Source organism: Sulfitobacter sp. W074 (genome assembly GCF_025142275.1).
GTDB lineage: Bacteria > Pseudomonadota > Alphaproteobacteria > Rhodobacterales > Rhodobacteraceae > Sulfitobacter > Sulfitobacter profundi.
In genome coordinates, this window is record NZ_CP081130.1 from 793,100 (window position 1) to 816,634 (window position 23,535).

23 protein-coding genes are annotated in these 23,535 nt (G+C 61.7%); 8 read left to right on the forward strand and 15 right to left on the reverse strand.

The window, feature by feature from the left end:
- Positions 1 to 35 precede the first annotated feature (35 nt).
- A complete protein-coding gene (locus K3762_RS03835; RefSeq protein WP_260011631.1) occupies positions 36 to 1,664 on the forward strand; it encodes an alkaline phosphatase family protein in 1,629 nt (542 codons plus the stop codon).
- A gap of 101 nt (positions 1,665 to 1,765) precedes the next feature.
- Here K3762_RS03835 and K3762_RS03840 read toward each other — a convergent pair whose 3' ends face one another.
- The 10 genes from K3762_RS03840 to K3762_RS03885 form a co-directional block, all read right to left on the reverse strand.
- Complete coding sequence (locus K3762_RS03840; RefSeq protein WP_132444909.1) at positions 1,766 to 2,191, reverse strand: cytochrome c; 426 nt, start codon at positions 2,189 to 2,191, stop codon at positions 1,766 to 1,768.
- A complete protein-coding gene (locus K3762_RS03845; protein ID WP_260011633.1) occupies positions 2,188 to 3,486 on the reverse strand; it encodes a multicopper oxidase family protein in 1,299 nt (432 codons plus the stop codon). Before K3762_RS03845 ends, K3762_RS03840 begins: the two co-directional genes overlap by 4 nt.
- A gap of 175 nt (positions 3,487 to 3,661) precedes the next feature.
- Positions 3,662 to 4,111, reverse strand: coding sequence for a potassium channel family protein (locus K3762_RS03850; protein ID WP_260011635.1), 450 nt, complete (start codon positions 4,109 to 4,111; stop codon positions 3,662 to 3,664).
- A gap of 41 nt (positions 4,112 to 4,152) precedes the next feature.
- The gene (locus tag K3762_RS03855) at positions 4,153 to 4,725 is read right to left on the reverse strand and encodes a helix-turn-helix transcriptional regulator (protein ID WP_260011637.1); all 573 of its coding nucleotides are present in this window, start codon (positions 4,723 to 4,725) and stop codon (positions 4,153 to 4,155) included.
- A gap of 67 nt (positions 4,726 to 4,792) precedes the next feature.
- Positions 4,793 to 5,527 carry a copper-binding protein gene (locus K3762_RS03860; protein WP_120350359.1) on the reverse strand — a complete coding sequence of 245 codons (735 nt, stop codon included), beginning with the start codon at positions 5,525 to 5,527 and terminating at the stop codon, positions 4,793 to 4,795.
- A 45-nt stretch (positions 5,528 to 5,572) separates the two neighbouring features.
- Positions 5,573 to 6,931 carry a multicopper oxidase family protein gene (locus K3762_RS03865; RefSeq protein WP_260011639.1) on the reverse strand — a complete coding sequence of 453 codons (1,359 nt, stop codon included), beginning with the start codon at positions 6,929 to 6,931 and terminating at the stop codon, positions 5,573 to 5,575.
- Between the two features lie 17 nt (positions 6,932 to 6,948).
- The gene (locus tag K3762_RS03870; protein WP_132444921.1) at positions 6,949 to 8,412 is read right to left on the reverse strand and encodes a TolC family protein; all 1,464 of its coding nucleotides are present in this window, start codon (positions 8,410 to 8,412) and stop codon (positions 6,949 to 6,951) included.
- Entirely contained in the window at positions 8,412 to 8,702 is a 291-nt protein-coding gene (locus K3762_RS03875; protein ID WP_120350362.1) for a hypothetical protein, read from the reverse strand. Before K3762_RS03875 ends, K3762_RS03870 begins: the two co-directional genes overlap by 1 nt.
- Positions 8,703 to 8,784: 82 nt before the next feature.
- Complete coding sequence (locus K3762_RS03880) at positions 8,785 to 9,165, reverse strand: hypothetical protein (RefSeq protein WP_132444923.1); 381 nt, start codon at positions 9,163 to 9,165, stop codon at positions 8,785 to 8,787.
- Between the two features lie 142 nt (positions 9,166 to 9,307).
- On the reverse strand, positions 9,308 to 10,210 hold the full coding sequence (locus tag K3762_RS03885) for a DUF305 domain-containing protein (RefSeq protein WP_132444925.1): 903 nt from the start codon (positions 10,208 to 10,210) through the stop codon (positions 9,308 to 9,310).
- 199 nt (positions 10,211 to 10,409) lie between these two features.
- Here K3762_RS03885 and K3762_RS03890 point away from each other — a divergent pair, with 199 nt between their 5' ends.
- Both K3762_RS03890 and K3762_RS03895 read left to right on the forward strand, forming a co-directional pair.
- Positions 10,410 to 10,688, forward strand: coding sequence for a metal-sensitive transcriptional regulator (locus tag K3762_RS03890; RefSeq protein ID WP_067630970.1), 279 nt, complete (start codon positions 10,410 to 10,412; stop codon positions 10,686 to 10,688).
- A gap of 315 nt (positions 10,689 to 11,003) precedes the next feature.
- Positions 11,004 to 11,858, forward strand: a complete 855-nt coding sequence (locus tag K3762_RS03895; protein WP_132444927.1) for an SDR family oxidoreductase — start codon at positions 11,004 to 11,006, stop codon at positions 11,856 to 11,858.
- Between the two features lie 134 nt (positions 11,859 to 11,992).
- On the opposite strand, the gene K3762_RS03900 is transcribed toward K3762_RS03895, so the two are convergent.
- Entirely contained in the window at positions 11,993 to 13,009 is a 1,017-nt protein-coding gene (locus tag K3762_RS03900) for a cation transporter (RefSeq protein WP_165935570.1), read from the reverse strand.
- Positions 13,006 to 13,761 carry an ABC transporter substrate-binding protein gene (locus K3762_RS03905; protein WP_132444931.1) on the reverse strand — a complete coding sequence of 252 codons (756 nt, stop codon included), beginning with the start codon at positions 13,759 to 13,761 and terminating at the stop codon, positions 13,006 to 13,008. The genes K3762_RS03900 and K3762_RS03905 overlap by 4 nt, the downstream gene beginning before the upstream one ends.
- A gap of 316 nt (positions 13,762 to 14,077) precedes the next feature.
- On the opposite strand from K3762_RS03905, the gene K3762_RS03910 reads away from it, so the two are divergent.
- The 5 genes from K3762_RS03910 (at position 14,078) to K3762_RS03930 (ending at position 19,776) form a co-directional block, all read left to right on the forward strand.
- Entirely contained in the window at positions 14,078 to 14,224 is a 147-nt protein-coding gene (locus K3762_RS03910; RefSeq protein WP_162931808.1) for a hypothetical protein, read from the forward strand.
- Between the two features lie 484 nt (positions 14,225 to 14,708).
- The gene (locus tag K3762_RS03915; RefSeq protein ID WP_132444933.1) at positions 14,709 to 16,280 is read left to right on the forward strand and encodes an ABC transporter substrate-binding protein; all 1,572 of its coding nucleotides are present in this window, start codon (positions 14,709 to 14,711) and stop codon (positions 16,278 to 16,280) included.
- Positions 16,281 to 16,362: 82 nt separating this feature from the next.
- Positions 16,363 to 17,319, forward strand: coding sequence for an ABC transporter permease (locus K3762_RS03920; RefSeq protein ID WP_132444935.1), 957 nt, complete (start codon positions 16,363 to 16,365; stop codon positions 17,317 to 17,319).
- Positions 17,320 to 17,321: 2 nt separating this feature from the next.
- Positions 17,322 to 18,140: an ABC transporter permease gene (locus K3762_RS03925; RefSeq protein WP_206054308.1), complete on the forward strand. Its 819-nt coding sequence runs from the start codon at positions 17,322 to 17,324 to the stop codon at positions 18,138 to 18,140.
- A 19-nt stretch (positions 18,141 to 18,159) separates the two neighbouring features.
- The gene (locus K3762_RS03930) at positions 18,160 to 19,776 is read left to right on the forward strand and encodes an ABC transporter ATP-binding protein (protein ID WP_132444937.1); all 1,617 of its coding nucleotides are present in this window, start codon (positions 18,160 to 18,162) and stop codon (positions 19,774 to 19,776) included.
- Between the two features lie 12 nt (positions 19,777 to 19,788).
- On the opposite strand, the gene K3762_RS03935 is transcribed toward K3762_RS03930, so the two are convergent.
- From K3762_RS03935 to K3762_RS03945, 3 genes are read right to left on the reverse strand one after another with little or no spacing between them, the layout of a single operon-like run.
- Positions 19,789 to 21,120, reverse strand: a complete 1,332-nt coding sequence (locus K3762_RS03935) for an aspartate aminotransferase family protein (RefSeq protein WP_132444939.1) — start codon at positions 21,118 to 21,120, stop codon at positions 19,789 to 19,791.
- A gap of 3 nt (positions 21,121 to 21,123) precedes the next feature.
- A complete protein-coding gene (locus K3762_RS03940; RefSeq protein WP_132444941.1) occupies positions 21,124 to 22,236 on the reverse strand; it encodes a phosphotransferase in 1,113 nt (370 codons plus the stop codon).
- On the reverse strand, positions 22,233 to 23,522 hold the full coding sequence (locus K3762_RS03945; protein WP_132444943.1) for an ArgE/DapE family deacylase: 1,290 nt from the start codon (positions 23,520 to 23,522) through the stop codon (positions 22,233 to 22,235). Before K3762_RS03945 ends, K3762_RS03940 begins: the two co-directional genes overlap by 4 nt.
- Between the last annotated feature and the right edge of the window lie 13 nt (positions 23,523 to 23,535).

Consider the following 23,535-nt stretch of genomic DNA (forward strand, 5'->3'; position numbering starts at 1 on the left):
TATAGCTTAAATACACCTCGGACCCGGACGCCATCATGACAAAAAACGTACTCTTCATCATGTGTGATCAACTGCGATGGGATTACCTGTCCTGCGCAGGGCATCCGGGGCTTGATACGCCGCATATTGACGCTTTGGCCAAACGCGGCGTGCGGTTTGATCGCGCCTATGTGCAGTCGACGATCTGCGGCCCATCGCGCATGTCTTTCTACACGGGCCGCTACGTCAGTTCGCATGGATCGACGTGGAACAACGTGCCGCTGAAAGTGGGCGAGATGACCCTGGGCGACCATTTGCGCCCGCTGGGCGTGCGCACGGCACTCTGCGGCAAGACCCATATGAGCGCCGATGCCGAAGGGATGAAACGCCTCGGTTTGGCCCCCGACAGCACCATCGGCGCTTTGGTGTCTGAATGTGGTTTCGAGCCTTATGAGCGCGACGACGGGCTGCACCCAAGCACCAGTTACGGCAAGCGCAACAAAGCCTATGATGACTACATGAAAGACCGCGGCTGGGAGGATGAAAATCCTTGGGAGAGCGTCGCCAACAGTGGCGAGGATGCAGACGGCAACATCCTGAGCGGCTGGTTCCTCGACAATTCGGACGCCAAGGCCCGCGCCTCGGATGAAGAGAGTGAGACCCCCTATATCACCCGCCGTTCGATGGACTTCATTCAAGAGGCGGGCGACACGCCATGGTGCCTGCATCTTAGCTATATCAAACCGCATTGGCCCTATATCGTGCCGGAACCCTACCACGATATGTACCCGCCAGAGACCCATCAGCCGGTGCTGCGCAGCGACGCGGAACAAACGGACCCGCATCCGGTGTTTGGTGCCTTCATGGAAGAGCGGGTGTCTAAAGCCTTTACCAGTGACATCACCCGGACCAAGGTGATCGGCGCCTATATGGGGTTGATCAAACAGATCGACGATCAGATGGGCGAACTCATGGCGTTTCTGGACGCCAAGGGTTTGACCGATGAGACGATGATCGTCTTCACCTCGGATCATGGCGACTATCTGGGCGATCACTGGCTTGGCGAGAAGGAGTTGTTTCACGACCCTTCGGCACGCATTCCCCTGATCGTTGTCGACCCCAGCAAAGAGGCGGATGCCACACGCGGCACGGTGTCAGACGCGCTGGTCGAAGCGATTGATGTGGTGCCGACCATCCTCGACTATTTCGATGGGGCCGCCGTTCCGCATATCATCGAGGGCAAGTCCCTGCGTCCGCTCATGCAGGGCAAGGCGGACTCCTTGCGCGATTTTGTCATCTCCGAATATGACTACTCTTTCCGGCAAGCCCGCCGTCGTTTGGGCGTGAGCGTTGCCGAGGCCAAACTGACGATGCTTTTTGATGGACGTTGGAAATACGTCTTTGCCGAAGGCTTCCGCCCGATGCTGTTCGATTTGCAGGCTGATCCGGATGAGTTCAACGATCTGGGCGATGATCCGCATTCCGCGCAAGAATGCGAACGGCTGCAAAACCTGTTCTTTCAATGGACCCGCCGCATCAGCCAGCGCACCACGATGTCCGACGCTGAAATTGAACGGCGCGGGATCGACCTCAACGAAGCGCGGGCGGGTGTGCTGATCGGCTTTCCGACGGAGGCCGACCTTGAAGCTGCCTTTGCAGCGGCAGGCGAGAAGCCCAAGAGGTAGGGGCGGCTGCGCATGCCATAGCACCGCGAAGTTCTGTGGCATGCGCACTTGGTCTGGGCCATTAACGCCACTGCTGGAGCTGGCGTTCTGAGGCTGGGGCCTCAATGTGGCCGGTTGCGACCTGCCTGAGCGGCCTGTTCGCGGGGCGGCCAAGTCGATCGGATGTAGGCGAGAATGTCCCAGATGTCCGCGTCCGACAGAACCCCTTCAAAGGCGGGCATTCCGCTGGCGAAATCATCAATCCCGCGCGCGGCCAATGCGGCGCTGCCGCCGCGCTTGGTATATTCAAAGAGCAGGGCATTGTCGTGGTGCCAGGTATGGCCTGTGGCATCATGAGGGGGTGCTGGCAGAATGCCGCCCTCATCCGGTGTCCGCCAGTCAGGCTGGCCTTCGAGGTTGGCGCCATGACAGGCCGCGCAGGTCTCGGCATAGAGCGTGCGACCCGCATCGATGTCGCGGCCCTCAAGCTCGTGGCCCGCCTGCGCCGTGGTCGCCCAGACAAGGGCAAGCAGTGAATATCGGATCATGTGACCTCTACCCATGTTCGCATCCCTCCGATGGCATGGCTTAGCATATGGCAGTGGATCAGCCAGCGGCCCGGATTGTCAAAAACGCAAAGCACATCCCGGCTTTCACCTGCCGCCACCAAGGTCGTATCGCGCAGATCACCAAGGCTATCATCGGCGGCAAGTTCATAGAAATGATGGCCATGCAGATGGATGCCATGCGGAAAGGCGGTATCATTAACCAAGGTGATCCGCACCGTTTCGCCGCGTTCTATGGCGGCAAAGGGGTCCTGTGGCAGGTCCGAGACATCGTTGAAGGACCAGATATTGGCACCGCCGTGCCGCCCGCCCATGGCACCGCCCATCATGGTCAGCGTCAGGTGCTGGGAGGGGGCACCCGGTGCGGGGAGGTCCGGTGCCGCCAAGGTCGGCAGAGGCCCCGATTGCCGATCCGTATTTTTGCCAGAGATGGACAATTCGGCCAGACGGTAAGGTTCCTGTCGCGTGGGCATGTCAAAGCCGACCGGGCCGGTGACATCGACGATCAGGTCGGCCCGCTGGGCCGGCGCCAGAACGAGGTCAGAGGCCGCGCGGGGTTGGCGCAGTGCCATGCCGTCCAGGGCGACAACCGAACCAGAAACGCCAGAGATGCTTAGGGGGAAAATACGATTCGTCGCCGTATTGATCAGCCGCAGGCGGATGCGATCACCTTGCCGCACCTCGCTTCGCGATAGGAAGCCGCGGGCGAAATTGCCCATATAGCCCGCATGGGCGACGCTGTGCATGTCGGTGAATTCATCAACAAGGCTGCCATCTTCGTCGATGATCCAATCGGACAGGATCACGGTGATGTCATGATCCAGATCGAGGGGGGCGTCGTCTTCGACGATCAGCGGCCCCATCAAGCCGCGCGCCACCTGCTCTTGCGAGATATAGTGCGAATGATACCAATAGGTCCCCGCATCGGGCGGCACGAAGCTGTAGGTCTTGCTGTCACCGGGGTTGATCAGGTCTTGCGTCAGCACCGGGACGCCGTCCATCCGGTTTTCCAGCCGGATGCCGTGCCAGTGAACGGCGGTGCCCTCTTCAAGCCCGTTCTCGACCTCAATCGATGCCCGCGCACCCCGTTTAAGCCTGATCTCAGGTCCCGGCATCGAGCCGTTGAACCCCAGCATTGCGGTGGAGCCTTCGCCTTCGGGAAGGATTTGCTGGCTTACGGTTTCGGCCTTCAGCTTCAGTGGCGTCTGGCCAGCAAAGCCCGGAAGGGGCAGAACCGCGGCGGCGGAAACGCTGGCGAGGAATTGTCTTCTGTTCATGTCATGCCTTATCGGAATGAATTGCGGTTGATGCTGCCACGGGGGGCGGAGCGCGCCGATGTCCGAGGCATGTAGGTATGTCCTGCCGGGGCCAATTCCAACTGTCGGTGACGGGGTGGAGGTGGACCGCCTATGCGCTCTCTATCGGGAAAGAGAATGGGCCGAACCACTTGGGTCACCCCTTGTCCGACAGGGGCGCGCGTCCCGCCATGACCTGCAGCACGAAGCTGCCTGACGCCGTAATCATGAGAAAGCCGTGAAATGCCTCTATCCCGGTGATGAAGCGCAGGTGCCCCACGGGGGTCAAGTCGCCGCGCCCCAAGGTGGTGAAGTTGACCAGCGAGAAATAGAAATAATCCATCATCGTGGTGGGCTTGCCCGCCGGGCCGGATCCGTTCAGCGCGCCGATTTGCAAACCCTGCACGGCCCAAAGGAAGAACAGCGTATAGATGAAAGCCTCGATGACATGCGCGATTGTGATTGCGCCGACGGCCAAGCCAAGGTTCTGGCCATGCGCAGCACTTTTGCGCTGCGCGATGGTATCGGAAACCCGTTTGAGCACGAGATAGTGGATCGCCGTGCAGATGCTGACGACCAGAACGGATAGAAGCATTGCTTGGATCATGAAGGGGCAACCTGTTTTGCGGGGGGCTTTTCCTCAAGCGATTACGCCGGGGCGGCGTTTGATCTGGTTGCAGGGCCTATCGCTGAGCCATTCACAGCCGCAGTTTGCAGGGCCTCCGCAGGCATCAATGCGTCATCCATCAAGTCCTCTATGAAGGTGCTGAGCAACTGGGTGCGCCCGGTAACGGCAGCCTTGCGATAAATCGCGTTTGTCTGCGCTTTGATCGTGCCTTCGGAGGTGCCGCGCAGGTCCGCAATGTCGCGGGTGCTCAGGCCCTTGACCAAAAACACCGCGACATCCCGCTCGGCGGGGGTCAGACGCCAATCCGTGAAATGCTGCGTCATCACCAGCGAGAACTCCGAGGTGCATCTGCGCATCTTCTCTTCGGCGAGCCGGGCGCGTTGCAGGCTTGTTCTAAGGGCGATCCAGCCAAGTGCCACGCCGAGGTTCAACCCGATGGCCAGCACGGTCTGCTGATACTCATGGCTCTGCCAGATCAGAAATTCAGGCTCCAGTCCGACAGCGTCCAGCAAGAAGCAGACGGAAAAGAAGATTGCCACAATTGCCTGTAGTGCAGCGATGGCCCAAAGGGCGATGGTTCCACGCGTTCTCATTGCTCGAACTGCCTTTTTTTGGTGGAAAGAGCAGGGCCAGCCCGTTCGCCGGCCCTGCTGTCGGCGCTTACTTCATCGCTGTGACGGTCAGCTTGCCTTTCACACGGTCGGCCACGAATTCGATGTTCTGGCCTTCCTTCATATTGGCGATCAGCGTCTCATCGGCTTTGAACACCATGGTCATCGACGGCATGTCGAGGTTTTCCAGCGGGCCGTGAATGATGGTGACCTTCTTGCCCTTGGCGTCGACCTTTTTGATCTTGCCGGTGGAGTAGACCGCGGGCGCTTCTGGCGCCTCATCAGACTGCGCCACGGTGATCGGGCCATGCATGCCGGATTCGTAGTGGCCGGGGATCAAGCAGGCGAACTCGAAGGAGCCTTCGTTGGCGAAGGTCCAGATCACCTCGCCCTCCATGCCGGAGTCGAGACGGACCGAATTCGGGTCGTCATGCTCCATGTCCATCTTGGCCATGGCTTCCTTGTGCTCGGCATTGCCTTCCATCGTGTCGATCACGAACTCATGCTCGATCTCGCCTTTGTTGGTGACGGCAAAGCGGATGGTCTCGCCTTTCTTGATGTCGAACTCGGCGGGCTCAAAGATCATCTCGCCATCGTCGGTTTCGCGCATGGTCACGTCGATGGTGCGATCGACCGCCTCGGCCTTGCCAGGCATGCCGATGGCCATCTCTTTGTGCATGTCGCCGTGGCCATCATCGTCATGACCGCCGTCATGGGTGCCCGCGGCAAAGGCAGGGGCGGTGATGAGAAGGCTGAGGGCGGTCGAAAGAAGAAGTTTATTCATGGTGTTTCCTGTATGGGTTGGTTGTCATTGTGGTCCGAGGGCCGCTTAGCCCTCGGAGGTTGGTTTCGGCGTGATTTGGGTTTTTGGGCTGTGGTTCTGCGCGAACTCTGGCAGCTCGCCCGTCCATTCATACGCCTCGGTGCCCGGAGGGTTTTCGTACCAGCCGGGATCTTCGTAGTCGTCCGCGTCGATGCCTTGGCGCACCTTCACGACCGAGAACATGCCGCCCATTTCCAGTGGGCCATGTGGCCCCCAACCGGCCATCATGGACACGGTGTTGTCGGGCAGGGGCATCGACATTTCGCCCATATCCGCCATGCCCGCCGTGCCCATGGGCATGAACTCGGGCTGCACGCGGCGGACCTGACGTGTCATGTTCGAACTGCTGGTGCCAATGAGCGTCGGCACGTCGTGGCCCATGGCGTTCATCGTGTGGTGCGACTTGTGGCAATGGATCGCCCAGTCGCCCAGATGGTCGGCCACGAACTCATAGGCGCGCATGGCACCCACAGGGATGTCGATGGAGACCTCGGGCCATTGCGCCGATTCTGGCACCCAGCCGCCATCGGTGCAGGTAACCTTGAAGTCATAGCCGTGCATGTGGATCGGGTGGTTGGTCATCGTCAGGTTGCCGACGCGCACGCGCACCTTGTCCCCTTGATTGACCACCAGCGGGTCAATGTCGGGGAAGATGCGGCTGTTCCAAGTCCACAGGTTGAAATCCGTCATCGTCATGATGCGGGGTATGTAGGTGCCCGGATCAATATCAAAAGCGTTCAGCATGATCAGGAAGTCCCGATCGACGCGCATGAAATCGGGATCCTTGGGGTGGACCACGAACATGCCCATCATGCCCATCGCCATCTGCACCATCTCATCGCCGTGAGGGTGGTACATGAAGGTGCCGGATTTGGTCAGATCGAACTCATAGACAAAGGTCTTGCCCGGCGGAATGCCGGGATGGCTGAGCCCGCCGACACCGTCCATGCCCGAGGGCAGGATCAGACCGTGCCAATGGATCGTCGTATGCTCGGGCAGGCGGTTGGTGACGTAGATGCGCACCCGGTCGCCCTCGACGGCTTCGATGGTCGGGCCGGTGGATTGGCCGTTGTAGCCCCAAAGCCGCGCGACCATTCCGTCGGCCAGTTCACGTTCCACCGGTTCGGCAACAAGGTGGAATTCCTTGACGCCGTTGTTCATCCGGTGGGGTAGGGTCCAGCCGTTAAGCGTGACCACGGGGTTATAATCCGGCCCGCTGGTGGGACGGGTCGGGGCTTGGGTCAGCGCGCTGTCCATCACCGCGGCTTCGGGCAGGCCCATGTTCATGGTCTGGCCCCATGCTTTGGAGGACACGAGCGTTGCACCCGCAGCACCGGCCCCCAGAAGTTGACGTCTGTTGATCATGTGGTTGCTTCCTTGTCTCAATGTCCGGCGCCGCCACCGGCGGCGATTTGGGTTTCTCCACCGGCGCCACCGCCGCCGCTGCCACCGCCGTAGATCGCGGCAGTCAGACCAGCCGAGGCCAGCCAGAATTCACGCTTGGCGCTGGCTGCTTCGAGCTGGCTCGCGATCTTCTCGCGGGCGTCGTTCAGCAGATCGAAGGTGCTGGTGATCATGCCGTTGTTGCTGAGCAGTGCTTCCTCGTCGATTGTGCGGCGCAGGGGCAGCACGACGTCTGAGTAGTGCCGCGCGATCTGGTGGCTTGATCGGTAGGCCGTGGCCGCCGCCCGCGCTTCGGAGCGGACGTTCACAGCCTGCTCGGCCAGCACATTGGCCGCCTGAAGATAGCTCAGCTCGGCCTTGCGCAGCCGCGCTTTGCCGCTGTCGAAGATTGGGATCACGAACTCAAACTCGACCTGCGGTGACACGCTGGTCTCAATCTCCCCGTTCTCTTCTTCACGCTCGATCTCGGCTCCGGCGATGACTTCCAAATCGGTCAGGGTCCGGGTGGCATCGGTCAGGCCATAGGCTTTGGCCGTGGCGGCAAGGCCAAGCCGCGCGACTTCCAGATCAACCCGATTGGCCAGTGCCAGCCGTTCGATGCCCCGGTGGCTGCTGACCGTGTTCGGCACACGCGGCAGGGCATCGGGCACGTAATAGGCCACGTCCTGCCCCCAAAGGCCCATAAGCCGGGTCAGTTGCTCCTTGGCCAATTGCGCGTCCAGCCGCGCCTGTGCCAATTGGCCCGCCATTTCGGCGTTGAACGCCTGCTCTCGGGCCTGCGCGGCTTTGTTAAGCGCGCCGGTCTTGCCCAGCTGCTGCGCCAGTTCCGCCGCCGCATCGGTGGTGACGGCCGCGCGTTTCAGATAGCTGACCGTTTCAAAGGCCGCGACCGCATTGACCCAAGCCTCGCGCGTTTCATTGGCCAGCGCCAGCGTGTCGCTGACGGCTTGCATCTGCGCGTGCTGGAACTCGGCCTCGGCAGCGGCGATGCGCTGTTTGCGGGTGCGGGCGTCCAGAAGGTTAACGGCGATCATGCTCTCCAAGGCGCGGTACAGCCCGACCTCGGGCGCACCGATGCCTAAAAGACCAATGGAAACGACAGGGTTTTCTGGCGTGGACTGTTGCCATGCTTCGGCCGCCGAAAGGCCGATCTGCGCATAGGATGCCTGAAGCCCTTTGTTGTTCAAAAGCGCGACCTGCACCGCGGTTTCAGCACTGATCGTCTTGCCCTGCACCATGGCGCGGACCTGTTTGGAGGCCGCGACGGTCTCGGCCTGCGACTGCGCCCAGACGGTGCGCTTGCCGATGGCCTTGGAGGTGCGCGCCTCAACGGCGGCAAAACCGGCATCGCGGGCCGAGTAATTTACCGGCAGCACCGGGGCCGTGCAGGCGCCCAAGATCAGAGGCGTAATGACGGCGGCGGTTTTCAATTTCCAACGCATCAGTGGTTCATCCCTTGCATTGCGCCCGGCTTGGGGGCCTGTTCCGCATTCAGTCGCCGCCAATCGAGCGGTTCGACGACACCGCGACGACGGTAGCCTGAAAAGGGCTGTTCCTCGGCGGTGGCAGCACTGCCACGTGCGCTGTTGTCGGCGGCGGTCATCGCGGCGACTTGGGGCAGAGGCGTGGGCTGCTGCACATAGGCGGCAGTGACATCAGGAAGAGGCGGGAGCGCCGTGGCGCAGGCGCCAAGGGTCAGGGACAGCGTCCCTGCGATCAGTGGTAATTTCATTGGTATTTTGCCTGAGAAAGAGGTGATCTTACCCGCGGCTCGAAACCGCGGATGCAAAGGCCGTCAGGGGGCCGGGATCAACTCAGGCTCGAGGCGGACGCAATTGGCCCGTGGGCTGGCCAGAGGCGACAGAGTGGGACACGCTGGTATATTCAACGGATCGCACGGCCGTCATCTTGGCGTCCTGCGAAGTGGTCAGCGCTGCCGTCAGACAGATGCCACCACAGCAAGGCTCGCCTTCGAAACTCTCTGGTATGTCTGTCAGATCAGGTAGCGCCGCAACATCCTGTTGCAGGTCTGACGCTGCGGTCATCTGGTGGCCCGCGTGATGCGCCGCCTGCGCGCTTTCGTGCATTCCGCTTTCGGCATGAACCGAAGAGGGCGGAAGCAGCAGCAAACCACAGGCCAGAACCACACCCAGTAGGGTGCGGCAGAGGTTTGATATGTTTGCCAGAGCACGCATGGCCTTAGCAGTGTCGTAAGTCGCGATGCCTGTCAACGCGTCCAGCGCTGGAAGGATTGCAATTAAATCTTCGGCCTTTGCATCAAAGCCGCGAAAGTCGAAGGGAGGCCCACCCGGTTCGGCAGGCCCCCCTTGGCGAGGGTCACATCTCGTTCGTGCAGTCCAGGAACCCGCGGTAGCCAACGGTCAGCCCGCGGTCGAGATGGAATTTCATCTCGGCTTCCGAGCGGCGCAGGTTGCTTTCGGTATCGGTCCAATCCGCCCCGGCAAGGGGGGTGACGGTCACGTCAACGCCATCGGCGGTGAAACGGGCGCCATCGGCAAGCGCGGCTTGGTCAATGGCCTCATCGGATTGCAATTCGATCAAGGTGCCCGAGAGTTTGATGCCCCCGGCGTTGCCCGCCATCACAAGGCTTGGGTCGCCTTCGTTGGTGCGGCCAAACTCACAGGTGGCGGCGCTGCCAAGCAGGCTTTTGATATCCTCAGGGGTCAGCCCCGCCGGGTCGACTTTTGCGACCTCTGCGGAGGATAGCGCGTCGTCCACCGTACCGACTTCGGGCTGGCTTTCGGCCTCGCCCAGTTCCGGATCAACCGCGTCGCCGTTCTCTTCGATGTCGGCGATCAGGCTGCGCATCTCGGCGATCTCTTTGCGCTGTGCGGCGATGATGCCATCGGCCATCTTGCGCACGCGCGGGTCCGAAAGCTCTGCCCGTTCAGAGGTCATAATGGCGATCGAATGGTGCGGGATCATGGCGCGCATATAGCTGGTATCGCCCACGGTAACTTGGCTGCGCACCAGCCAAAGGGTCAGGGCGAAGACCGCGATGGAGCCGATATAGATGGCGATGTTGATGGCCTTGTTGGAATACATCGACAACATGAAGCTTAGCATGATGACCGCCATCACAGCCCCCATCAGCAGCGCCATATAGGTCCGCGTTTCGCTGAAAAAGACATGCTCAAATGCGTAGGTGTTCAGGTACATCAGGCCAAACATCACGATGGTCGAAGTCGCGATCATTGCGGCGAAACGCCAGTAGGACATGGGGTGTCTCCTCTTTCAAATTTCTGCGCGATTGCGGCGCGCACCGTGGCAATCAAGGGCATGGGGGGCTATGATCGCCAAAGCCAATGCGGGCCTTGCAACGCGCCGGCAAAGTGCGAATGAGGCGGCCCTAGATACCCCCCTATGGTATGTTAACTGGCCACGGTCGTCTTAGTTCCGATAGGTGGAGGCACCAAACGTGGAAGCAAAGCAGAACAAGGCAGCGATCCTTAAGCGACTGGCGCGGCTGGAAGGGCAGTTGCGCGGCGTCACACGGATGGTCGATGAGGGGCGCTATTGCGTGGACGTGCTGGTGCAAACCGCCGCCGTCCGCTCGGCACTGCGCGCGGTCGAGCGATTGGTGATCGAGGATCACGCCAACCACTGTATGGAAGAGGCGATCCTATCGGGCGACCGCGAAGAGCAGCGCCAGAAGTTCCGTGAATTGGTCGCCTTGCTGGAAAAGGCACGCGACTAGGGGTTCGTTTTGGAGGTGGGCGGTTTGCGCTTAATATCCTAGACGCGAGACCCGCGGGGTTGGCCGCGAATGTGATGCGCAAACCGCATGGCGACCGGCAAGCTACGCGGCGAAAGTCAGGCATGTGCCAAAGACGGCACGCGGTAGAGGCGCAGCCTCCCGATTGGCACCTGAGACAGGTGTTCATGATGCGCAAGTTTTCTCTCATCTCTGCCCCGTGGTGAAACCCTAGCCACGGGGCGAACATTGGCCCTCTGTAGCCCTAGTTTTTTTGAACGCCCCGCTTTTCGGGGCCGCAACTGTTAGGAATGCGCCATGACAGATCAGAATTTTGATGCCCTCGACAGCCCGCAGAGCCAGCCCGGTCAGGAACATAAGATGGACCCTGCGCCCGAGTACACGCCGCGCTACCCCGGCTCGGATCGGCTCAAGGATAAGGTTGCGCTTATCACCGGGGGGGACAGCGGGATCGGACGGGCCACGGCGCTTCTCTATGCGCGCGAGGGAGCGGATGTCGCCATCGTTTACCGCAACGAAAGCCGTGATGCCGAAGAGACCAAACAGTTGGTCGAGGCCGAGGGCCGCCGGGCGCTGTTGCTGGAGGGCGATGTCGGCCAGAAAGACTTTTGCAAAGATGCCGTGCGCCGCACGATGGAGACCTTCGGCAAGATCGACATTCTGGTCAATGACGCCGGCGAACAGCACGCGCAGGAGCGCCTTGAGGATATCGAAGAAGCCCAGATTGAGCGCACGTTCCGCACCAATATCATTGGCATGATCTTGATGACGCAGGCGACGTTGCCGCACCTGAAAAAGGGCGCGCGGATCATCTGTGTCACCTCGATCACCGCCTATAAAGGGCAGGATTTGCTGATCGACTATGCTTCGACCAAAGGGGCGATCCTGTCTTTCTTGCGCGCCATGGCAAGCAAGCTCGCGCCCGAGGGTATTTTGGTCAATGGTGTGGCACCGGGGCCGATCCGGACGCCCCTGATCCCGGCGTCCTTCCCCGCCGATAAAGTTGAGGAGTTTGGCCAGAACGCCCCCCTTGGCCGCCCCGGTCAGCCGAATGAGGTCGCGCCCTCCCTGCTGTTTCTCGCCTGCGAGGATTCGTCCTATATGAGCGGGCAGGTGTTGCACCCGAACGGCGGCACGCTGGTTGGGGGATAGACCAGTTGCCTTATGCCCCGCACAGTATGGCAGTTGCCGTGCGGGGTGATACCGGGGGGCGTTTCAGCGCACCCAGTGGAAAGACAACTGAGCCGGCCTGCGGCTCAGTTCAGCCTCTTTCACAGAAATCGTACTCAGCCCACTGGATGCCGCCGCGCCCCGGATCGCAAAGGCAAAGTGCCGTCATCGACGCCTTTAATCGTGACCGATGCCTCGATCTTGGTCCGTGGCATGATCGAGATGTCGTGGATACGCCAGTGCAGGTCCAGCAGCTTTGCCTCCGCCGCCTCGATCCTTTCCGCAGAACAGCCGTTCTCATGGGCCACGACGTAGATCGTGCCGGTCAGAAAACGCCCTTCCTCATGCAGACGCAGGCGGCTTTCGCGCACCCACGGCAGCGCTCCAAAGGTCTTTTGAACCTCTTCGATCAGGGGATCGAACTCTTTGTCTTCGATCGTCCGGGGCATCTCATCGCTGAGGTCGCGGATCGCCGCGCCGGTATGCTTGAAGCCGTCGTGAAGCACGTCCAACGCGATCACGATGGCCGCGACAGCATCGGCCCACCACCAGCCCATCCCGATCCCGAGGATGCCCACGATCCCGGCAAGCCCCGTCATCCAGTCCGCCTTGTTCATCATGGCGTCCGCGTAGAGGGTCTTGTCATGCAACATCTTGGCGGGCTTCATCTTTAGATGGCCGAAAATGACCGGCATCACGACGCTATAGGCCAGCGCCGCGATCATCACCCAGCCGAACCAGATGGTGGCACCAAAGAGTTCGACACTGCCGATGGTAGGGTGCTCTTGTTTGATCAAGGCGATGGAGGAATCGACGATGAGAAATATCCCCACGCCGCCAAGGGCCACCGCGCTGATCAGATAAGCGATTGAGGTGACACGGATATACCCCAGCGGGAAGCGGCGGTTCGGTTTCCACCCCTCGATCCATGACCCCACGAGAAAGGCGATGGGCGGTACAAAGCTGAGCAGGTCTTCGATCCATGCGGTTTTCATCGCTTGGCTGCTGCCCACCGCAAAGTAAATCGCGGCCACGATGGAGGCCAAGACGACGAGCCAGATGGCCTCCAACCAACGGGCCCGGTGGAGCGCCCTCTTTTGCGCCTCGGGCATGGTGCGGATGGAACGGGTCACGGTGCATAGGCGCGCAAACGCGCCCCGATGGTCCCGGCCTCGCGCCGGAAGAAATCCTCGATCTTCATCAGCCAAGCGTTCTCGCCTTGCTGCACGGCGACGACATGTTCCGCCCGGTCCAGCGTCGTTTCGGTCGCGGCAAGGTCTTTCACCGCAAGTTGCCAATGCGGAAGGGCGGCGAGGGTCTGATCCTCGGTCCATTGGTCTACCGGAATGCCGCCTTCCTCCGCCACCAGTGCGGCGAGGGGGAGGTGGGGTGGTACGAAAACCTGCTGATCTTCGATGTCATGGGGCCGGGCGTTTGGCGTGCGGCTGCCTATGACAAAGGCTTCTTCGAAATAGGTATAGCTTGGCGCAGCACCTTTCACCTTGGTCACGTCTTTGCGGGCAAAGCTCCCGATGGCGAGGTCGATATCGCCCTTTTCCAACCCCTCCAGCGCCGCGAATGCGCCGAGAGGCTTCCATTCGATGGCGACCCCCAATTCTTCGGCAAAGGCGCGCGCCAGATCGGCTTCGACACCCTGTGGCGGGCCACTGTCAGGCAACACGACCCATGGCGGGTTTTCCGATACCGCGACGGTCATTTCTTGGTCGGAGAGAACGGTCTCGAGGGTTCCTTCCACATCGCGAGGGAACCGCAGATCGTCGCAGGCGGCAAGCAGGCTCACCCCCGCGAGGAGCATTGCAGTCGTAAAGTTGAGTGGGTTTCCCACGCCTTTGGCACCGTGCGGCGTGGCTTTGCGGGGCGTCATCTCTTTATTCCTTCGGGCCGGATCGCAAGGGGATAACGGGCGGTTTATCAAAAGGTTCCGGGGCAGGAGGGCGGCCCGGGGCGGCGCTTAGGTCTCTGCGCGCTTCAACCACAGGTCGGTCATTTCCTGCCGGTAGGGGGGGGCTGACCAACTCTTTCGGAACACCGACCCCGATGTGGCAATTTATACCATAGGAATGGCGCCCCACGGTGCCGCGCCCGATGAGTGACAACGCGCAGTAGATGGTCGGCGTCTATGCTGATGAAGCCCCGAATACAGGCCGCTGACCGCATTAACAGCCCGAAAGGAGAACGTCATGCCAAACGAGCCAGATCACGCCAAAGAGAAACGCCCACCCCACCGGGAGCGCCACAATGCGCAGGATGACCACGAAGGCGCGGCGCACCGTCCTGAGGAGTTCGATCCAAAGAACCCGCAAAAGGCGGTGAAGAAAGAGAAGTGAACGCGAAAGCAGTGCGAAATTCCCGCGCTGCTTTCTCGCATCGCTCAGTTATTATTGTCGGGCGAAAAATACCCTAAGCGGTGCCGCGGACGGGGCGGGATCAGCCCCACGGTCTTGCGGCGCTCGCGGCAAAGGTCGATGCGCTCGGCGCATTCCTAGTCCGGCCACAACACTTTGTTCTCCCCGAAAAACCTCTCTAGCCGTAGCGTAACTTCGCGACACGCGCGCCGGGCATCTATACCCCGGCGGTGGAACCGGCTATGCCTATGACCAAGATCGTTGCGGCGGGCAAACTGCCGCGGCTGATCGCATTGCAGGCAGAGACGCGCTGTCGTTCAGCGATGGCGGTGTTTCGACCGCGATAGCAGGTGGGGCGACTGGCCCATGCCACTGCGAGGGGCGGCGGTAAACGCCGCGTAACCGACCATTACGCCGAGCGCTTTGTCAGAGCGCTTGACCAAGAAAACAAACATAGGGGGATACAATGACCAATTTCACAAAACGTCAAAACGGACCGAGCCGTCGCAGTTTTCTAGCCGGGAGCGCGGCTGCGGTGGGGGCAGGGCTGATCTTGCCACAGGGCGCACGGGCACAGGCTCAGCCCAAAAAGGGTGGCACGCTGCGGGTTGGCTTCACCCAAGGGTCGACCTCCGACAGCCTTGATCCCGCAACCTTCAACAACGACTTCATGTTTGCCAGCGGCTATGCGGTCTTCAACACTCTGACGGAAATCGCCCCCGACGGCACCGCCCAGCCCGACTTGGCTGAGAGCTTTGAGGCCAGCAGCGATGCCGCCACATGGACCTTCCGCCTGCGCGACAACGCGCAATTCTCGGACGGCAAAACGGCGACAGCGAATGATGTGATCGCCTCGATCCGTCACCACATGGGGCCAGAGTCCAAATCCGGCATCAAACCGCTGCTTGAGCAGATCACCGACATCCGTGCCGATGGCGACAAGGTCGTGATCTTTGAACTGGCCGCAGGGAACGCGGATTTCCCGTTTATCTTCAATGACTACCACCTCGGGATTCGCCAAGACACCGGCGATGGCACGATCGACCCCAACAGCCGCATCGGCACAGGCGGCTATGTGATCGACGTTTTCGAGCCGGGCGTACGGGTCGAACTGACGCGCCGCGATGACTACTGGAAAGAGGGCCGCGCGCATTTCGACAAGGTCGTGATCTTGAAAGTCGGCGATCCGGCGGCCCGGATGAACGCGCTGATGACCGGCGAGGTTGACCTGATCGACCGGCCCGACCTCAAGACGATCAACCTGCTGGGCCGCGCGCCCAACGTGAAGATCCACACCCAAGACGGCACGCTGCATTACATCATGCCGATGCAGACCAACACGGCCCCGTTTGATGACGTGAACGTGCGGATGGCGTTGAAATACGGCATCAACCGCGAAGATATGATCGAAAAGGTTCTGCGCGGCTATGGTACCGTGGGCAACGACCAACCGATCTCGCGTTCCATGCCCTATTACAACGACGACCTTGAGCAGATCACCTATGATCCGGAGCGGGCGAAGTACCACCTGAAACAGGCGGGGCTTGAAAGCCTTGATGTGACGCTGTCCACCTCGGATGCTGCCTTTAACGGGGCGGTGGATGCCTCGGTTCTCTTTGCCGAAAACGCGCGGCCTGCGGGGCTGAACATCGAGGTGAAGCGTGAGCCGGATGATGGCTATTGGTCGAATGTCTGGCTGCAAAAGCCCTTCTGCTGCTCCTATTGGGGTGGCCGTCCGACGCCTGACCTGATGTTCTCGACCGGCTATGCCGCCGATGCGGAGTGGAACGAGACCAAATGGGACAACGAGCGCTTTAACGAGTTGCTGTTGCAAGCGCGGCCTGAGCTGGACCAGACCCGCCGCGCCGAGATGTACGGCGAGATGCAAAAGATCGTGAAAGAGCAGGGCGGCGCGCTGATCCCGGCCTTTGGTCAATATGTCTCGGCCATGAGCGAAAGCGTTCAGATGCCTGAGGAAGTGTCCGAGATGTGGGATCTCGACAGCCAGCGCTTCATCGAACGCTGGTGGATGTCCTAAGCCACAGCCTCATCCGGGCGGCCCCAAGGGGCCGTCCGTTTCCCGCACCAATGGCCCGATCCGGGCCGGAGAAAACCTTAAAATGTCCCGGCTTCAGAAGCTTGTTATCGGCCGAGTGTCCCTCGGCATTCTGACCCTTTTTGTCGTATCCGCCCTCATGTTCGTTGGCATCGAATTCTTGCCCGGTGATCTGGCGCAGCAGATCCTTGGCCAATCAGCGACCGAGTCGACCCTCGCGGCATTTCGCGCCGAACTGGGCCTCGATCAGCCCGCGCATCTTCGTTATTTCGATTGGCTGAGCGGCGTGTTGCGCGGTGATTTTGGCACCTCGCTGGCCTCGGGGCGCGAGGTGTCCGAGCTTTTGGGGCCGCGCCTTGCCAATACCATGTTCTTGGCCACCTATGCCGCCGCCATCGCCGCTCCGCTGGCGGTGATCCTTGGTCTTTTGGCCGCTCTGTGGCGCAACACGCTGTTTGACCGGGGCGTCAATTTGACCGCGCTTTCGGCGATCTCCATGCCGGAGTTTTTCGTGGGCTACGTGCTGATCCTGTTTCTGTCGATCAAGGCCGGCGTCTTTCCGACGCTGGCGCGGATCGACAGCGCCACGGGGCTGTGGGACGCGCTTTACCGCAGCTTTCTGCCCGCGCTGACGCTTATTCTGGTGGTTGTCGCTCATATGATGCGGATGACGCGGGCGGCCATCATCAACGTGCTCGCCTCGCCCTATATCGAGATGGCGCGCCTTAAAGGTGTGCCGCGCTGGCGCATCATCGTGCAGCACGCGCTGCCTAACGCATTGGCGCCGATCGTCAATGTCGTGGCCCTGAACCTTGCCTATCTGGTGGTCGGCGTGGTGGTGGTAGAGGTCGTCTTTTCCTACCCCGGTCTTGGGCAGTTACTGGTGGATGCGGTCTCCAGCCGGGATTTCCCGGTGGTGCAGGCGGTGGGGCTGTTCTTTGCCGCTGTTTATATCACGCTCAACGTCTTGGCCGACATCATCTCGATCATGTCGAACCCGCGTCTGCGGCACGGGAGATAACGATGAAATCTTTGCTGAAATCCGCGCCCCCCTCGGCGATCTTTGGGATGGTGGTGCTGGCCATCGTCGCCTTTACGGGGATATTCGCGCCCATCGTCGCGCCCTATGGCGAGACGCAGGTGGTAGGCGATGCCTATTTGCCATGGAGTGCGGCGCATCCGCTGGGCACCGACAATCTGGGCCGCGATATGCTGTCGCGCATGATCTTTGGCGCGCGCAATACGGTCGGGCTGGCGCTGCTGACGACGGCTATTTCCTTTTCGGTCGGGTCGACGCTGGGGATGCTGGCCGCGCTCAAAGGCGGCTGGCTGGACGAAGTCCTGTCGCGCTTGGTCGATGTGCTGATGGCCGTGCCGCCGCTGATCTTGGCGCTGATGCTCTTGGCCATCGTCGGCCCGTCGATCCCGAATATGGTCGGGGTGATCGCGGTGATCTATGTGGCGCCGGTCTACCGGTTGTCGCGGGCTGCGGCGATGAATGTGGTCGGCCTTGATTTCGTCGAAGCCGCAAGGCTGCGCGGAGAGCGCACGCCATGGCTGCTACGGCGCGAGATTCTGCCCAACATCTGGTCGACCCTGATCGCCGAGTTTGGGGTGCGCTTTTGTTTTGTGTTCCTCTTTATCGCGGCGCTGTCCTTTCTTGGCATCGGGATCCAGCCACCCACGGCGGACTGGGGGTCGATGGTAAAGGAAAACGCCACCTTGATCAGTTTCGGGGATATCACCCCGCTGATCCCGGCGGCGGCCATCGCCTTGCTGACCGTTGCGATCAACCTGATCGTCGATTGGATGCTGCACCGCGCCAGCGGTCTGAAAAGTTAACCGAGCAGGGGCCAAGCATATGGGAAATCTTCTGAACATTCGCGGTCTCCGGCTTGAGGCAGGCAGCCGCGCGCGGCCCAGTGTGATTATCAAAGGGCTCGATCTGGAACTCGACCGGGGTGAGGTGCTGGGCCTTGTCGGTGAAAGCGGCGCGGGCAAAAGCTCAGCCGGGTTGGCGGCGATGGGCTATGTCCGCGACGGGGTGCGCTTTGCCGGGGGCAGCGTCGAATTCGACGGGACCGAATTGATCGGCATGGCGGGCGGGCAATTGCGCCGTCTGCACGGCAAGCGGATCGCCTATGTCGCCCAGTCCGCCGCGGCAAGCTTTAACCCCGCCAAGACGCTGATCGACCAATATACCGAAGCGCCGCGACTGCACGGTGTCTCTGGCCGCGCGGCGGCAGAGCAGGACGCCGTCGCACTCTACCGTCAGATGCAATTGCCCAACCCCGAAGAGATCGGCTTTCGCTATCCGCACCAAGTGTCGGGCGGCCAGTTGCAGCGGGCGATGACGGCCATGGCCATGGCCTGCCGCCCCGACCTGATCATCTTTGACGAGCCGACGACCGCCTTGGACGTCACCACCCAGATCGAAGTGCTGGGCGCCATCCGCGATATTGTCGAGCAATATGACACGGCGGCGATCTACATCACGCATGACCTTGCCGTGGTCAGCCAGATGGCCGACCGCATCTGCGTGATGAAAGACGGTGAGGCGGTCGAGACCGCGCCGACCAAAATCATGCTGGACGCCCCGCAAGAGGATTACACCCGGTCGCTCTGGGCCGTGCGGTCGTTTCGCCGCCCCGATGCAGAGGCGGGGGAGGCTCCGGCGCTGATCCGCTGCGAGGGAGTTTCGGCGGCCTATGGGCCGATGACCGTGTTGGACAATCTCAACTTCACCTTTCCGCGCGGCCAGACGACGGCGGTGGTGGGGGAAAGCGGGTCGGGGAAATCCACTCTCGCGCGGGTGATCGCGGGGCTGCTGCCCCCCGCCTCGGGGCAGTTTTTCTGGAACGACGCGCCGCTGGAACCGCGATTGGCCAAACGCGGGGCCGAGACGCTGCGCAATATCCAGATGATCTATCAATCGGCGGATACCTCGCTGAACCCGCGCCACAATATCCGCGAGATTTTGTCCCGTCCGGTGCGCAAGTTCACGGGCCGCAAGGGCCGGGTGCTTCGGGCGCGGGTGGAGGAACTGATGGATCTGGTCGATCTTGACCGCGCCTTCCTTGACCGCAAACCCAGCGAGCTTTCCGGCGGTCAGAAGCAGCGCGTGGGCATCGCCCGTGCGCTGGCCGCCGAGCCTGAGTTTATCATCTGCGACGAGGTGACCAGCGCGCTTGATCAACTGGTGGCCGAGGGGATCTTGCGGCTGTTGGTGCGTTTGCAGACCGAGCTGCACCTGACCTTTATGTTCATCACCCATGATCTGGCCACGGTTGAGGCGATTGCCCATAAGGTGATCGTGCTCAAGAACGGCCAGATCGTCGAACAGGGCGGGCGCGATGAGATCTTCGGCGCGCCAAAGCAGGCCTATACCAAACGGTTGCTGACCTCGGTGCCGCAGATGGATCCGGAATGGCTGACCGAGGCCCGCGCGCGGGAGCGGTCCTTGCGCGAGGCGGAGTAGGGCGCTGGCGGGTTATACATCCGCGGCGCGGGCCGCAGCAAAGGCGGCCTCTGCCACGTCGAGAAACAATGCGGCTTCGGGCTGCTGCAAGACAAGGGGCGGGCGGATCTTCAGCACATTGGCCCTTGGCCCGGTGGCGCTGATCAAGACGCCATTCTGGCGCATGTGGTTCACCACGAATTTCGCGCGGGCGGCGTCGGGGGCATTGGTCGCGCGCGAAGTGACGCACTCAACGGCCAGAAACAGCCCCGCGCCGCGCACATGGCCGATCTCGGGGTAACGCGCCGCGATATCCTGCAGGCCGTTCTTGAGGGCCCCGCCGACCGTGGCAGCATTGTTCTGCAACCCTTCATCCGCGATCACGTCGAGCACGGCCATGCCCGCGGCGGCGGCCACGGGGTTGCCGCCAAAGGTGTTAAAATAGCGTGCCTTTTCGCCAAATTCTTGCACCAGCTCTGGCCGCATCGCGGTGCCGGAAAGGGGGAAGCCATTGCCCATCGGCTTGCCCATCGTGACCATGTCAGGCACCAGCCCGTGGCGCTGGAACCCCCAGAAGGCATCGCCGGTGCGGGCAAAGCCAGGCTGCACTTCGTCAGCGATGAAAAGCCCCCCCTCGGCGCGGATCAGATCGACCGCCGGTTGCAGGAACCCCGCCGGATCGGGGTGCAGCCCGTCGCTGGAAAAGATCGTATCGACGATGAAGGCCGCAGGCTCGATCCCATCGGCGCGTATCTCGGCAATCGCTTGGGCCAGATCGGCGGCGAGTTTCGCGCCCTGCTGCGCCTCGGGGATGCGGAGCGTGTCGGGCGCGTCGATCAGCCGGATGCGCGGGCGGCGCGGGGTGAAATCCCCCAAGGAGGGGGACAGTTCCGCCACCGCCTCGGTCAGCCCATGATAGGCAAGGCGGGTGACGATGACCCCTTCGCGCCGGGTATAGCTGCGGGCGATGCGCAGGGCGATGTCATTCGCCTCGGACCCGGTGCAGGTGAACATCACATGGCCGAGTGCGTCGGGCATTGTGGCGAGCAGCCGTTCGGCGTAAGTCACCACGTTTTCATGTAGATAGCGGGTGTGGGTGTTCAGCACGCCCAACTGCTGAGTAATCGCCTCGACCACGCGCGGATGACAATGACCGACCGAGGCGACGTTGTTATAGGCATCAAGGTATTTGCGCCCGTCCTTGTCCCACAGCCAGACGCCTTCGCTGCGCTCAATGTGCAGCGGTTGGTCGTAAAACAGCCGGTAGGCGGGGCCGAGCGCCTTGGCGCGGCGGTCGATCAGGGCGCGGTCGTCCGGGCTGAGGGCCTCGGCTTGGGCGCTGTCATAGGCGTTGATCATGGTCATCGGTCACTCCGTTCCCGCCGCACGGTGCAGGGCTTTGATCGCGGCGGCGTCGGCAATTTCGTCGAGTGCTGCCAGCCCGCGTTGCGAGGCGGCGGCGTTGCGCAGGATATAGGGGGCGTTATCGGGATAGCGCCGGGCGCGGGAAGCGCCGATTGCCAAGGTGGTGGCATGGCGCAGGCGGATCAGACTGGGCAGAAGCGCGATTTCCTCGGCCTCCAGCGGCAGCCGTGCGGCAAAGCCCGCGACCATCTCGCAGACGTTTTGTAGCGGCTCAGCGCCTTGGCCGAGTTGATAGGAGCAAGCCACCGCCAGATCGCAGGCCAGCGGCGTATGCACCATGTCACCGAAATCAATCAGCCCGACGGGATGCTGCGCCTCTGGTCCGTCGACCAGAATATTGTGCGGATTGAAATCGTTATGGACGACCTGTGCCCGCAGATGTGGAAGCTGGGGCGCGACTTCTGCATCAAAGTGATCGAGGGTTCGCCCCAGTTGGGCGCGCAGGGCGGCGTCTTGCACATCCGCCAGCAGCGGGCGCAGATGGCCCGCCTGTTTGATGTCCCACTGCAGGAAATGCCCCCCCGCCGGATGGAAAAAACCGCGCAGACCAAGGGTGACCCGCGCGTGAAAATCCCCCAAGGCGCGGTGCAGGCCGGGGCGCGGCGTGGCATTGCTGAGGACAGTGCCGCGAAGGAAGGTCATGAGCCGCACGACATGGGGCTGACCGTCAGCCGCTGTGGCAACCTCGGCCGCCTTGCCATTGAGGCTGGCGCAGATGCGCTGCACCGGCAGATCGGGATCAGCAGAGGCCAGATGCATCAGGGCTGCGGTCTGCATATCGGTCACGGCACGCTCTTCGGCGGCATTGGTGATCTTCAGCAGCGCCTGTTGCCCGGTGGGCAGGGTGATCAGGAAATTCGCATCCTTTTCCGCCGCAAGCGGCTTGATTTCGCCTGAGATACCATAGCGCTGCAAGGCAACCTCTGCCGCGCGCGCCGCGTCAAAGGCGGGCGGATCTTGCGCTAGAAGATCGGTCTTGTTGCCGCTCTCTTCGACCAGCACGCCGCTGAGGAAGGGGGGCAGGCCGCCCTGAGGCGTGATCCCGACCTCGGTCATGGGGTGATGTCCTCGGTCCCGCACCATTCGGCGATAAACAGCGCCATGGCTTGGGTGATTTTCTTGACCGAACTCAGGCTGACGGATTCATTGATCCCGTGGATGTTGCGCGACTTCGGCCCGTAACAGAGCGCCGGGATCTTGTTATACAGCGCATAGACCCGCGTATCGAGATAGCCCGCCGTCATGAAAGACTGCAGCGGCGCGCCGATGGCGTCTTCGTGGGCGCGTTCCAGCACCGCTTCGGCCTCGCTGCCCGGCTCCAGCACATAGCCTTCGGCGTGAAAGCCGTTAAAGACCACTTCGGGCGGGTTGTTGGACAGGAAGTTGTCGGTCTGGGCAAAGGCTTTGACCCGCTCGGTAATCTCGCGCGCGGCATCCTCGGCGCTTCGGCCCGGATAGATGGAAACGCGGCAATCGATATTGCACCATGACGGCACCGATGACGCCCAATCGCCGCCTTCAATCTTGCCGATGTTGAGGTTGATCGGATGCGCTTCGTCTTCAAAATGCGGGTGGTCGCCTTTCTCGGCGTTCCAGTCTTCCTCCATCTCGCGCAGGGCGGTCATAACCCGGGTCGCCGCGTCAATCGCATTGGCGCCTTCGCCCATTTCGCGCACATGGACGGGCACGCCGCGCACCTGCACCTGAAACCAGATGACGCCGGTATTGGCGCGCACCAACATTTCTTCTTCGGGTTCGGGAATGAAAACCGCATCGGCGGTGTAGCCTTGTAGGAACGTCTGCAACGCGCCGTTGCCGGTGGATTCCTCTTCGACCACGGATTGCACATAGACAGTCGCCGCTGGTTGCAACCCAATGCGGCGCAGCGCGTCTAGGGCAAAGATATTCGCCGCAGCACCCGCCTTCATATCGCCTGCGCCCCGGCCATACATCCAGTCGCCGCCGATCTTGGCCGAGTAGGGCGGATCATCCCACATGTCGTGCAGCCCTTCGGGCACCACGTCGAGATGCGATTGCAGGATCAGCGAGCGGCCCGCCTCATCGCGCGGGCGGTGGATGCCCACGACGATGGGCGCGTCGGAGTGATCGTCCGAGTATCTCGAGCCGCCGGGGTGCGCCTCAATCGCGGCGCGGTCCATCTTGAAACGGTCCATCGCGTAGCCACGGCTTTGCAGGTTGCGAAACAGCAGGTCTTGGATCGCATGTTCATGGCCGCGCAGCGAAGGGGTCTGCACGAGTTGTTGGGTAAAGCTCACTTGCTCAGCGAAGCCATCTTCAACGGCCTGAAGGATGCGGGATTTCAGATCAGGATCGAGGGTCATGTCGTGTCCTTTC

What these genes read in the sequence shown, in the direction of transcription:
- K3762_RS03870 (WP_132444921.1), bottom strand. Translation starts at nt 8,412, where the DNA reads ATGCGTTGGAAATTGAAAACCGCCGCCGTCATTACGCCTCTGATCTTG.
- K3762_RS03945 (WP_132444943.1), bottom strand. Translation starts at nt 23,522, where the DNA reads ATGACCCTCGATCCTGATCTGAAATCCCGCATCCTTCAGGCCGTTGAA.
- K3762_RS03840 (WP_132444909.1), bottom strand. Translation starts at nt 2,191, where the DNA reads ATGATCCGATATTCACTGCTTGCCCTTGTCTGGGCGACCACGGCGCAG.
- K3762_RS03910 (WP_162931808.1), top strand. Translation starts at nt 14,078, where the DNA reads ATGCCAAACGAGCCAGATCACGCCAAAGAGAAACGCCCACCCCACCGG.
- K3762_RS03835 (WP_260011631.1), top strand. Translation starts at nt 36, where the DNA reads ATGACAAAAAACGTACTCTTCATCATGTGTGATCAACTGCGATGGGAT.
- K3762_RS03920 (WP_132444935.1), top strand. Translation starts at nt 16,363, where the DNA reads ATGTCCCGGCTTCAGAAGCTTGTTATCGGCCGAGTGTCCCTCGGCATT.
- K3762_RS03885 (WP_132444925.1), bottom strand. Translation starts at nt 10,210, where the DNA reads ATGTCCTACTGGCGTTTCGCCGCAATGATCGCGACTTCGACCATCGTG.
- K3762_RS03880 (WP_132444923.1), bottom strand. Translation starts at nt 9,165, where the DNA reads ATGCGTGCTCTGGCAAACATATCAAACCTCTGCCGCACCCTACTGGGT.
- K3762_RS03855 (WP_260011637.1), bottom strand. Translation starts at nt 4,725, where the DNA reads ATGAGAACGCGTGGAACCATCGCCCTTTGGGCCATCGCTGCACTACAG.
- K3762_RS03850 (WP_260011635.1), bottom strand. Translation starts at nt 4,111, where the DNA reads ATGATCCAAGCAATGCTTCTATCCGTTCTGGTCGTCAGCATCTGCACG.
- K3762_RS03860 (WP_120350359.1), bottom strand. Translation starts at nt 5,527, where the DNA reads ATGAATAAACTTCTTCTTTCGACCGCCCTCAGCCTTCTCATCACCGCC.
- K3762_RS03940 (WP_132444941.1), bottom strand. Translation starts at nt 22,236, where the DNA reads ATGACCGAGGTCGGGATCACGCCTCAGGGCGGCCTGCCCCCCTTCCTC.
- K3762_RS03865 (WP_260011639.1), bottom strand. Translation starts at nt 6,931, where the DNA reads ATGATCAACAGACGTCAACTTCTGGGGGCCGGTGCTGCGGGTGCAACG.
- K3762_RS03895 (WP_132444927.1), top strand. Translation starts at nt 11,004, where the DNA reads ATGACAGATCAGAATTTTGATGCCCTCGACAGCCCGCAGAGCCAGCCC.
- K3762_RS03935 (WP_132444939.1), bottom strand. Translation starts at nt 21,120, where the DNA reads ATGACCATGATCAACGCCTATGACAGCGCCCAAGCCGAGGCCCTCAGC.
- K3762_RS03930 (WP_132444937.1), top strand. Translation starts at nt 18,160, where the DNA reads ATGGGAAATCTTCTGAACATTCGCGGTCTCCGGCTTGAGGCAGGCAGC.
- K3762_RS03915 (WP_132444933.1), top strand. Translation starts at nt 14,709, where the DNA reads ATGACCAATTTCACAAAACGTCAAAACGGACCGAGCCGTCGCAGTTTT.
- K3762_RS03925 (WP_206054308.1), top strand. Translation starts at nt 17,322, where the DNA reads ATGAAATCTTTGCTGAAATCCGCGCCCCCCTCGGCGATCTTTGGGATG.
- K3762_RS03905 (WP_132444931.1), bottom strand. Translation starts at nt 13,761, where the DNA reads ATGACGCCCCGCAAAGCCACGCCGCACGGTGCCAAAGGCGTGGGAAAC.
- K3762_RS03875 (WP_120350362.1), bottom strand. Translation starts at nt 8,702, where the DNA reads ATGAAATTACCACTGATCGCAGGGACGCTGTCCCTGACCCTTGGCGCC.
- K3762_RS03845 (WP_260011633.1), bottom strand. Translation starts at nt 3,486, where the DNA reads ATGAACAGAAGACAATTCCTCGCCAGCGTTTCCGCCGCCGCGGTTCTG.